Below are 10445 nucleotides of genomic sequence, written 5' to 3'. Positions count from 1 at the left end.
GCTCCGGGATCAGTGGTGCCATCTTTTCCCACAGTTCATCGCTAATCTGCCACTTGCTATTTGCCATAATTCACCCTCAGAAATGATCATGATGTATTATACAGTAATTCCTATTGAGATGGGCTCTTAGCCTATTATATTGTGCGGAATAACTTCACTCTATCAACTCCTTATTTGAAAGAGCAACTTGATCTTAGTGCGACCCAAATCGGTCTACTGACCAGTTGTATGTTAATCACTTACGGTATCAGCAAAGGGATCATGAGCACACTGGCAGATAAAGCGAGTCCGAAACTATTTATGGCCTGTGGCTTAGCGCTCTGTGCCATAGTGAATATTGGGTTGGGATTCAGCACTGCGTTTTGGATCTTTGTCGCGTTAGTGGTGCTGAATGGCCTGTTTCAAGGTATGGGCGCTGGCCCCTCTTTTATTACCATCGCCAACTGGTTTCCCCGGCGTGAACGGGGCCGTGTCGGTGCATTCTGGAATATATCCCACAACGTTGGTGGTGGTGTTGTCGCTCCGATTGTCGGGGTTGCTTTCGCACTGTTGGGCAATCAACACTGGCAAGCAGCCAACTATATTGTGCCGGCTGGCATTGCGCTCGGATTTGCTGTTATTGTGTTGTGGTTCGGCAAAGGCTCACCACGCCGTGAAGGCTTGCCGACGCTGGAACAAATGATGCCAGAAGAGACGATGCAACTTAACAGTACCTCTCAACAGCAAGCACCAGAAAATATGAGTGCGTTACAAATTTTCTGCACTTACGTGCTGCGTAATAAACACGCCTGGTATGTATCATTAATGGATGTTTTCGTTTACATGGTGCGCTTTGGCATGATCAGTTGGCTGCCACTCTACCTGCTAACAGTGAAACATTTCTCTAAAGAGCAGATGGCTATCGCCTTCTTGTTCTTCGAGTGGGCAGCTATTCCCTCGACTCTGCTCGCTGGCTGGTTATCTGACAAATTATTCAAAGGACGTCGAATGCCTCTGGCGATGATCTGTATGAGTATTATCTTTGTCTGCCTAATTGGCTACTGGCGTAGTGATTCATTGCTGGTGGTGACCATTTTTGCCGCTATCGTTGGTTGTCTGATCTATGTGCCACAATTTCTCGCTTCAGTACAAACTATGGAGATTGTGCCCAGTTTCGCCGTTGGCTCGGCTGTCGGGCTACGCGGCTTTATGAGTTACATCTTTGGTGCTTCGTTGGGCACCAGTCTATTTGGTGTGATGGTTGATCAGGTCGGTTGGGATGGCGGTTTCTACCTGTTGATGGGTGGCGCAGTTTGCTGCCTGCTATTCTGCTACCTCTCTCACCGTGGCACACTTGAGCTAGAGCGAGAAAGAGCGCAGCATCTGCAATCGGCGGCAAGCGCACCGCAACCGACAGCATTGCAGCCAGCCACTATCGAATAGCACGGTTAGCCGTTGAACCATCCCCTCGCTTGACGCTGCGAGGGGATGCAGCCTGTGCCTATCAAACGGTTAATAGAGCAGTGCGTAGAGTTGGCGGCGATATTTGGCTGCCAATGCGTCACCCGTGCCCAGTGCGGCCAAAATATCCAGTAACGTCTTGCGTGCATTACCGTTTGCCGCTGCCAAATCTTGTTGCAGATGGCTCAACAGTAGTGTCAACGCCTCTTCATTACGGCCAACCTGATGCAGTTGTAATGCTAGCTGTATCGCCAGTTCAACATTCTGCGGCTGCTGTGCAACCTGTTGTTGTAGTAGCTGGATCTCTGGGGTATCGGCAGCTTGTTTCATCAGCTCAATTTGCGCTACCAGCCCTTGATAACCGGTATCACGATCCTGCAATGGGATCACAGCCAATACATCTTCCGCCTCACTGATCTTGTTTAAGGTGATCAATGTTTCTGCCAGTGTCAACGCAATATCACTGCGTTTTTGGTTGATCTGCCAAGCTTCCTTCAGCAGTGGCAATGCATCACTGGCTCGCCCCTCTGCCAAACACTCGCTGGCTTGTGCAAATTTGATCTCCTCAGTTTTCGGCAAAAAACTCTGCACAAATTCGCGGATCACCGCTTCCGGCTGTGGCCCTTCAAAGGCATCAACCGGCTGCCCATCCTTAAACAGATAGACCGTTGGGATAGCACGTAAGCCAAACTGTGCGGCGATCATCTGCTCGACATCACAGTTAACTTTTGCCAGCAGCAATTGCCCAGCATACTCCGCAGCCAGTTTTTCCAGAATTGGACTGAGCTGCTGGCAGTGTTGACTGCGTTCTGACCAGAAATAGAGCAGCACTGGCACCGTAAGCGATTGCTCCAGCGTCTGGCGCAGGTTGGTTTCATTCATTTCAATAACAGATTGAGCTAGCATGGTTTCCCTTTATCTGATTGTACTGCGTGGCATTATTCTATACTCAAATTCGCCTAGCTGTTAGTGCGCAGTAGCCAGTCAAGCATACGGCCTGGTAAGACGCGGCGTAACAGTGCCATCACATGCGTTAACCGCGTTACCGGATAGCGCAGTTTGGCACGCCGACTCTCCAACGCATGGTGCAACTTCGGCAGTACCGCTTCGGCAGTGAGTGCCAGACGTTTGACGATTGCGCTATTCTTTACCGGCTGCGAACTGAGCGCCTGGTTGACATTATTGGTGAACTCCGTTGCCAGTGGGCCAGGCTCAATCAAGCTGACCTGGATACCTGTCGCGTGTAACTCCATGCGCAAACTGTCAGACCAAGCCTCCAGCGCGAATTTACTGGCCGCATAGGCACCACGCCCGGGCGTTGCTATCAAGCCCATGACCGAACTGGTTTGAATAATCCGCCCCTCACCATGTGGCAGCATAGCAGGTAGTAATAGTTGTGTGAGTTGATGAGTGCCAAACAGATTGCTAGAAAACTGCTGTTCCAACTGCTGGCGTGAGATATCTTGCAATCGCCCATAGACACCAAAACCGGCATTATTGAATAGCCCATACAGTCGGCCATCAGTGCGCTTGATCACCTCTTCTGCCGCGCGCTGTACGCTGGCACTATCATCCAGATCCAGTTCAATCCCTTCCAGTCCCAGTTGAGCCATTTTTTCCACATCAGTAGGTTTGCGGCAAGCCGCCAGCACGCGGTAGCCACGCTGCTTCAGATCTTGCGCGGCCACCAAACCAATCCCACTCGAACAACCAGTAATCAATATGCTTTTTTCGCTCATGCTATGCTAATAACCTATTGTTAGTTAAGGTTGGATAACGGCTGTTAACTGCTCAGCCATCCAGGTTGCAATAAATGGCTGTGCGGCCTGGTTAGGGTGCAACTGATCATCCTGCATCCAATGCGGTTTGAGTGCTACCTGCGGCATAAAAAACGGCAGCAGCGGAATAGCGAACCGCTGAGCTAATGCCGGATAGAGCGCACTAAAGGCATCGGTATAACGACGACCATAGTTCGGTGGAATATTAATTTGCATCAACAGTGGCTTAGCCCCTGCCTGTTGCACCAATTCGATAACCTGACTGAGATCTGCTGTGATATTCGCGACCGGGAAACCGCGCAAACCATCATTAGCCCCCAGTTCAATCAACACCCAGCGTGGCTGATGCTGCTGCAACAGCGCCGGTAAACGTGCAAACCCCTGTGCAACCGTGTCACCGCTGACGCTGGCATTCACTACTTGCGGCAGATCCTGTTGTGCTTGCCAGCGCTGTGCCAGCAGTGTCGGCCAGGCTTGTGCCACTGGCAGCCGATAGCCAGCACTTAAGCTGTCGCCCAAGATCAGTAACGTATCTCGCGCACTGGCCGCTGCGCTTAGCAAACCCAGCAGCAGTAACCAGGCAAAGCGCCAGTGAAAAATAACGTTTCTGTTGATCATACTCGCCGTCTACCCCTCTCTATCACGCTGTTATTTCAATCATTGTCAAGTAATTATCCTGGGAGCGCACTTATTTGGCAACCGGTTGTACTTGCCGCTCTGGATCACATCCCTAGTAGCAATCATAGCGGCTGAGTTAGCAATCACCTACAATCAACCCAGCGCGCTGGTTGTACCACGGGCAAACGCAATCATCCTGTCAGTTAAAAGGTTGGGGAAATGACCACAGAACATATTATTGCTGCTCACCATTTGACCAAACAGGTTGGCGAGGGAGAACATCAGCTAACTATCCTGACCGATGTCGAGTTACTGGTCAAACCCGCACAATCTATCGCCCTGATTGGTGAATCCGGCTCTGGGAAATCGACTCTATTGGCAATTTTAGCCGGTTTGGATGACGGCAGTGCCGGTGATGTCTGGCTACTGGGCCAGCATTTGAACCAGCTCAATGAAGATCAGCGTGCTGCCTTAAGGGCACAGAGTGTTGGTTTTGTTTTTCAATCCTTTATGCTGATCCCGACCCTGAATGCGCTGGAGAATGTGCAGCTACCGGCGCTGTTGCGCGGTGAGAGTGAACAACACAGCCGAGAGCAGGCTGTTGAGTTATTAACACAACTCGGTCTGGCGAAACGGCTTAGTCATCTGCCAGCGCAACTTTCTGGTGGTGAACAGCAGCGAGTCGCATTGGCTCGGGCATTTAGTGGCCGGCCGAAAGTACTATTTGCCGATGAACCAAGCGGAAATTTAGATCGCCAGACTGGCGAGCGTATTGCCGATCTGCTGTTTTCACTCAATCGCGACTTTTTCACCACCTTGATTATGGTGACACACGATGAAACCTTGGCTGCCCGCTGCCAGCGGCGGCTACGGCTGCGTGATGGCAAACTCTGGGAGGAGCGATGATCTGGCGCTGGTTCTGGCGCGAATGGCGCTCCCCCTCCCTATTGATTGTTTGGCTGGCACTCACCCTGTCAGTGGCTTGTGTACTGGCGCTCGGCAATATCAGTGACCGTTTAACCACGGCATTAACTCAGCAAGGACGCGATTTTATTGCTGGTGACGGCGTATTGCGTGCAGCCCATCCTGTGCCGGAAGCCTGGTTACAGCAAGCCAAACAACAAGGCCTACAGGTTAGTCGACAATTAGCGTTCACCACCATGACCTATGCGAACGATCGACCACAATTGGCCCAGGTGAAAGCCACTGATGCCGCCTATCCACTGTATGGCAATCTGGAAACACGCCCTGCCAACCTGAAACCACACGTTGGTCAGGTACTGGTTGCGCCGCAATTGCTGGCGCTGCTTAATCTGCAACTGGGTGATCTGCTTGAAGTGGGCGATGCCTCGCTACGTATCAGTGGTGAAATCTTACAAGAACCAGATGCCGGGTTTAACCCGTTTCAGGTCGCCCCGAAGGTGATCATCCATCTGGCCGATGTCGAGCGAACCGGTGCAGTACAGCCGGGTAGTCGCCTCACCTACCGTTATATGTTTGCTGGTTCACCCGCTCAGTTAACACGTTTTCAGCAGCAGCTTGAGCCACTGCTACAAGCTGATCAACGTTGGTACGGGCCAGAAAACAGCGCTAGCTTGGGGCGTTCACTACAGCGCTCACAGCAGTTTCTGCGACTCTCCGCACTGCTGACACTACTGCTATCGGCAGCAGCCGTTACCGTAGCAATGACTCACTATTGTCGTACTCGCCACGAGTTGATTGCGATCTTAAAAACGCTGGGTGCGCAGCGTCACACCATCAGCAAACTGATCATTGGCCAGTGGCTATTGCTACTTCTGTTGGCTGCGCTCACTGGCAGCCTAGTCGGTTTAGCATTTGAAGCGTTACTGGTGCAAATGCTGTTGCCAGTGCTGCCGCGCGCACTGCCTGCTGCGGGCCTATGGCCGTGGCTGTGGGCGCTAGGCGCACTGGTCACTATCTCATCACTGGTTGGCGTGCGCCCGTTTCGGCAACTGCTCGCTACCCAACCCTTGCGTGTGCTGCGCCAGAATACTGTGGCGAATGTCTGGCCACTGCGCTATTTCTTACCGCTCATCTTCCTCACTGTGCTGTTGTTATTGCTAGCAGTGATTGGTGCGAATCCGCTGTTATGGGCTAATTTCGCTGCTATTGTGCTACTGGCGTTGTTATTAGCCAGTTTTGGCTGGGGAACACTGCAACTTCTGCGGCGGTTACGGCTAAAAAACCTGGCGATCCGGCTGGCGGTAAGCCGTCTGTTGCACCAACCCGGGCACACCCTCAGTCAGTTAGCCGCTTTCTCGCTCTCTTTTATGCTGCTAGCACTACTCCTGCTGTTGCGTGGTGATCTGCTCTCCCGTTGGCAGCAGCAGCTACCGGCTGATAGCCCAAACTATTTCCTGTTAAACATCAGCAGCGAACAGATACCACCACTGACAGCATTTCTACAGCAGCATCAAATCAAGCTACAGACCTTCTACCCAGTAGTTCGTGCCCGTCTGACAGAGATCAATCAACAACCTGCCACGCAACGTGCAGCAGAATTGCCCGCTGGGGCCGAGGCGCTGACTCGTGAACTGAATCTCACCTGGCTAGCCGAGTTGCCAGCCCACAATCCACTGCTGGCTGGGCACTGGCCGCCAGCAAATGGCGAGGTTTCGATTGATCAGGGGCTGGCACAGCGGCTGCAACTTAAATTGGGTGATCAGCTGACCTTCACCACGCCCAGCCAGCAGTTCAGTGCCAAAATTAGCAGTCTGCGCCAGGTGGACTGGGAGAGTTTAAGGCCGAATTTCTACTTTATTTTTCCTCCGTCCGTGCTGGAACAGCAACCGCAGAGCTGGTTAACCAGTTTCCGCCATAGCACGGATAATAGTTTACTCGTTGAGCTGCACCGCCTGTTTCCTACCATTAGTCAGTTAGATATCGGGGCTATTTTGCAACAACTCGACCAAGTGTTGCAGCAGGTTAGCCGCGCGTTGGCGTTGATGGTGCTGCTGGTGGTTGTCTGTGGCTTGCTGTTGCTAATGGCGCAAGTGCAGGTGGGTATGCGCCAACGTCAACAGGAGTTGGTGGTTTATCGTATTCTCGGCGCCAGCAAACGTCTGTTACGTCAGACGCTGTGGTGTGAGTTCACTCTGTTGGGATTGGTAGCCGGTTTCACCGCTGCAATCGGTGCTGAAGCAGCACTGGCGCTACTGCAACACTATGTGTTTCACTTTCCTTGGCAGCCCACAGTGTTATTGTGGTGGCTACTGCCGCTGTGCAGTGCGCTGCTACTTTCGCTGTGTGGCGGCGCATTAGGATTGCGGCTGTTGCGCCGTGGCGCGGCACTGCGGGGGGATTGATCGGCAGAAACGCGCTAGCACCAAGATATGGCCGGAGAGTGAATGGGGGCATAGCCCCCAGCGGTAAAGCGCTACAGATTATCCCAGTTGCTGCTCAGCCCAGCGTAGACAGCCGTGATAGTCGTTCGGTAACAGTGGGGCCAGCGCTTGTAGTGTCTGCTGTAGCGCCTCGATATGACTATCATTGAGATTGAGATGCCCCACTTTGCGCCCTGGGCGCACCTCTTTTTGGTACCAGTGCAGGCGCACGCGTGGCAGCGCTAGCCATTCAGTACAACATTCGGTGCCAATCAGATTGATCATCACCGAGGGGCTATTTACCACAGGCACCGGCAGCGGGAGATCGAGCAGCGCCCGGAGGTGCAGTTCAAACTGACTGATTGACGCGCCGTTCTGTGTCCAGTGCCCACTGTTATGGACGCGTGGAGCCAACTCATTGATCAGCAATTTATCACCCACCACGAAGCACTCCATCGCCATCACGCCGACATAGTTCAGGTGCTGCAAAATCGCCGACAACATCTGTTCAGCCTGTTGCTGTAACTGTGGATCAGGCTGTGGCAACGCAACGCTAGCACGCAGAATGCCCTGCTGGTGCAGGTTATGGGTTAACGGGTAGAAGACACAGTGGCCGTCGTGGCTACGCGCGCCCACCAACGAGACTTCCGCCGAGAAATTAATCGCCTGTTCGATAATCGCTTCACCATACACCTCCTCGGGTAGCTCAATGGCCTGCCCTTGTTGAATACACCATTGACCGCGACCGTCATAACCGCCGGTGCGACGTTTCACCATCAACCGTTCACCCAAACAGCTAAACAGCGTCGACCACTGTTCCGGCGCATTCAGTGCAGACCAAGGAGCAGTGGCGAGATCGAGCTGATCCAGCAGTTGTTTCTGTGGCAGACGATCGGCCAGACGCGGGAAAATGTCACGGTTGATGAAACTGCGACAACCCGCCAATTCACGTGTCAGTGCCGTCTCTGGCCAGCGTTCAATCTCTGCCGTGATCACCGCATCTTGGTAAGGCACTGCCTCCGGCTGAGCATCTAAGCCAACCGGATAGACTGCGATCCCCAGCGGTTCACCCGCTTGGCGCAACATTCGCCCCAATTGACCATTCCCCAATACGCAGACTGGTTTCATAGTGACTCCCGTGGATCTGGATGGTTTAGCACCTCCTCGGTCTGTGCCTGACGCCAATCAGCCAAACGTTGTGCCAGCACGCTATCGTGCAATGCGAGGATTTGTGCCGCCAACAGTGCCGCATTGGCTGCACCGGCTTTGCCTATCGCCAATGTTCCGACTGGAATGCCACGTGGCATCTGTACAATCGAGTACAGGCTATCAACACCACTCAATGCCGCACTCTGCACCGGTACGCCTAACACCGGTAGCAGCGTTTTAGCCGCCAGCATTCCTGGCAGGTGCGCAGCACCGCCAGCACCGGCAATAATGACCTGAAAACCCTGTGTGCTTGCCTGCTCGGCAAAGGAGAACAACTTATCTGGGGTACGGTGTGCTGAGACGACTTCAACATGAAATGGTAGATCGAGCATTGTCAAGACTTCGGCGGCGAATTGCATGGTCGCCCAGTCACTTTTTGAACCCATAACAATGGCGATTTTAGCTTCAAGATTGGCGGCTGACGTGGCATTGGCGCCCATAGGGATTTGGCTCCTGTTCAGGTGCGGGTGGTGGCCGAATGAAACACACACGGATCGGTGTGCACTAATTTGGCTGGCGATAATAGCACGCTGACAGCGATAGGAAAACGGTTGCGTGGCCGCTTTTTGCCGCACTGACTCTGCGATCACTGCACTCTACTGCCGCTCACCGCAGGCGTTAGGACAGCAACAATATTAGCTTCAGCATGGCGACCCATCTAACGCAAAGTGGAGCAGTTCAACCGCCTGTGGGGTAACCTGCACCATGGAGCCGCTATCATGCCAGTCGCCTAACACGATGCGCTGCGCATCACCTGAAGGCAGTGTCAGCGGGTGAACCGCCGGGCGGTGAGTGTGACCGTGGATCAACCAGTGTACATTGTGCTGCATCATCGTCTGAACTACCGCTTGGGCATTCACATCCATAATCGTCGCGGGCTTGTACTGGTTATCTTGCTGACTGCGCGCACGCATTCCAGCCGCTATCTGTAATCGCCAACGCAGTGGCAAGGCTAAAAATAGTTTCTGTAACCAGCGGGTATGCATTCTACGACGAAATTTCTGGTAAGCATGATCGTCGATACACAAGGTATCACCATGCATAATCAGGATTTTTCTACCATATAACTCGATCACCTGTTCGGCGGGCAACAGCGTCAGTTGGCACCGTTTCGCAAACGCTTCAGCTAAGAGAAAATCACGATTACCGTGGATAAAGTAGCAACGCACGCCCGCCTGATGTAGGCTCTGCAATGCCTGTGCGACCTGATGATGCAGCGGCTCCGCTGCATCATCACCAACCCAGACTTCAAACAGATCACCTAAGATATATAACGCATCCGCGCGGTTGGCCTGCTGCTGTAAAAAACGCAGAAAACCGGCAGTGACCAAGGGTTGTTGTGCCGAAAGGTGTAGATCAGCAATCAGCAGGGTACGCATCGGCAAGCGCTTATTCGCTGACCGTGACGCTGTTGATAATTACATCTTCAACCGGCACATCCTGATGCATTCCGCTACGACCGGTCTTGACTGCCTTGATCTTATCAACCACTTCCATCCCTTCAACCACTTCGGCGAAAACACAGTATCCCCAACCTTGTGCGTTTTCTGCGCGGAAATCCAAAAAGTCGTTATCAACGACATTAATAAAGAATTGAGCAGTGGCAGAGTGCGGATCATTGGTGCGTGCCATTGAGAGTGTGCCACGGCTGTTTTTCAAGCCATTGTTGGCTTCATTACGGATTGGTGCTTTGGTTTTTTTCTGATCCATGCCCGGTTCAAAACCGCCTCCCTGGATCATAAAACCATTTATAACACGATGAAAAATAGTATTATTATAAAAGCCTTCGCGGCAATAACTGAGAAAATTCTCAACGGTAAGCGGAGCCTGTTCGGCAAAGGTGTTGATAACGATATCGCCGTGATTGGTGTGGAAAGTAACCATAGTGTTAATCCTAGCTATGATGAAATCAGATGCCACATAACTGTGTCTGTACCGTCATCGCAGATCGGAGAGACAACAGATGGTGACCACTTGAACCTATACTCTAAATAACTTGAGTTGCATCTCGTTGGCTAGACTGAAAAATTTTCAGCAGTATCGCCTGATTGTTGAT

General features: G+C 52.4%; 9 protein-coding genes and 1 pseudogene. 3 read left to right on the top strand and 7 right to left on the bottom strand.

From position 1 onward, the window contains the following. Window positions 1-120 precede the first annotated feature (120 nt). A pseudogene (gene pgtP, locus EOJ37_RS10930) lies at window positions 121-1422 on the top strand (phosphoglycerate transporter PgtP); the annotation flags it as partial. Window positions 1423-1491: 69 nt separating this feature from the next. On the opposite strand, the gene EOJ37_RS10925 reads toward pgtP, so the two are convergent. From EOJ37_RS10925 to tesA, 3 genes are read right to left on the bottom strand one after another with little or no spacing between them, the layout of a single operon-like run. Continuing rightward, window positions 1492-2346: a thioredoxin family protein gene (locus EOJ37_RS10925; RefSeq protein WP_127959950.1), complete on the bottom strand. Its 855-nt coding sequence runs from the start codon at window positions 2344-2346 to the stop codon at window positions 1492-1494. A 53-nt stretch (window positions 2347-2399) separates the two neighbouring features. Then, entirely contained in the window at window positions 2400-3179 is a 780-nt protein-coding gene (locus EOJ37_RS10920; RefSeq protein ID WP_127959949.1) for an SDR family oxidoreductase, read from the bottom strand. A 24-nt stretch (window positions 3180-3203) separates the two neighbouring features. Continuing rightward, window positions 3204-3833, bottom strand: coding sequence for a multifunctional acyl-CoA thioesterase I/protease I/lysophospholipase L1 (gene tesA, locus EOJ37_RS10915; RefSeq protein WP_420820634.1), 630 nt, complete (start codon window positions 3831-3833; stop codon window positions 3204-3206). 222 nt (window positions 3834-4055) lie between these two features. Here tesA and ybbA point away from each other — a divergent pair, with 222 nt between their 5' ends. Together ybbA and ybbP are read left to right on the top strand one after the other, a co-directional pair. Next, complete coding sequence (gene ybbA, locus EOJ37_RS10910) at window positions 4056-4742, top strand: putative ABC transporter ATP-binding protein YbbA (RefSeq protein WP_127959947.1); 687 nt, start codon at window positions 4056-4058, stop codon at window positions 4740-4742. Next, complete coding sequence (ybbP, locus tag EOJ37_RS10905; protein WP_127959946.1) at window positions 4739-7162, top strand: putative ABC transporter permease subunit YbbP; 2424 nt, start codon at window positions 4739-4741, stop codon at window positions 7160-7162. The genes ybbA and ybbP overlap by 4 nt, the downstream gene beginning before the upstream one ends. A 78-nt stretch (window positions 7163-7240) precedes the next feature. Here the strand turns inward: ybbP and purK are convergent, their stop codons facing one another. The 4 genes from purK to ppiB all read right to left on the bottom strand — a co-directional run bounded on the left by purK (window position 7241) and on the right by ppiB (window position 10273). Continuing rightward, entirely contained in the window at window positions 7241-8308 is a 1068-nt protein-coding gene (gene purK / locus EOJ37_RS10900) for a 5-(carboxyamino)imidazole ribonucleotide synthase (RefSeq protein WP_127959945.1), read from the bottom strand. Then, entirely contained in the window at window positions 8305-8829 is a 525-nt protein-coding gene (gene purE / locus EOJ37_RS10895) for a 5-(carboxyamino)imidazole ribonucleotide mutase (protein WP_127959944.1), read from the bottom strand. Before purE ends, purK begins: the two co-directional genes overlap by 4 nt. Before the next feature lie 201 nt (window positions 8830-9030). Beyond that, window positions 9031-9768: a UDP-2,3-diacylglucosamine diphosphatase gene (locus EOJ37_RS10890; protein ID WP_127959943.1), complete on the bottom strand. Its 738-nt coding sequence runs from the start codon at window positions 9766-9768 to the stop codon at window positions 9031-9033. Window positions 9769-9778: 10 nt separating this feature from the next. After that, on the bottom strand, window positions 9779-10273 hold the full coding sequence (ppiB, locus tag EOJ37_RS10885; protein ID WP_127959942.1) for a peptidylprolyl isomerase B: 495 nt from the start codon (window positions 10271-10273) through the stop codon (window positions 9779-9781). Window positions 10274-10445: the final 172 nt, after the last annotated feature.

It is taken from the genome of Serratia microhaemolytica, assembly GCF_004011885.1.
GTDB classification, from domain to species: domain Bacteria; phylum Pseudomonadota; class Gammaproteobacteria; order Enterobacterales; family Enterobacteriaceae; genus Serratia_G; species Serratia_G microhaemolytica.
This window is presented reverse-complemented; position numbering and strand designations above follow the sequence as displayed.

Bases quoted from the DNA above. Each gene is read 5' to 3' on its own strand.
- EOJ37_RS10925 (WP_127959950.1), bottom strand. From the start codon at position 2,346: ATGCTAGCTCAATCTGTTATTGAAATGAATGAAACCAACCTGCGCCAG.
- EOJ37_RS10920 (WP_127959949.1), bottom strand. From the start codon at position 3,179: ATGAGCGAAAAAAGCATATTGATTACTGGTTGTTCGAGTGGGATTGGT.
- ybbA (WP_127959947.1), top strand. From the start codon at position 4,056: ATGACCACAGAACATATTATTGCTGCTCACCATTTGACCAAACAGGTT.
- ybbP (WP_127959946.1), top strand. From the start codon at position 4,739: ATGATCTGGCGCTGGTTCTGGCGCGAATGGCGCTCCCCCTCCCTATTG.
- purK (WP_127959945.1), bottom strand. From the start codon at position 8,308: ATGAAACCAGTCTGCGTATTGGGGAATGGTCAATTGGGGCGAATGTTG.
- purE (WP_127959944.1), bottom strand. From the start codon at position 8,829: ATGGGCGCCAATGCCACGTCAGCCGCCAATCTTGAAGCTAAAATCGCC.
- EOJ37_RS10890 (WP_127959943.1), bottom strand. From the start codon at position 9,768: ATGCGTACCCTGCTGATTGCTGATCTACACCTTTCGGCACAACAACCC.
- ppiB (WP_127959942.1), bottom strand. From the start codon at position 10,273: ATGGTTACTTTCCACACCAATCACGGCGATATCGTTATCAACACCTTT.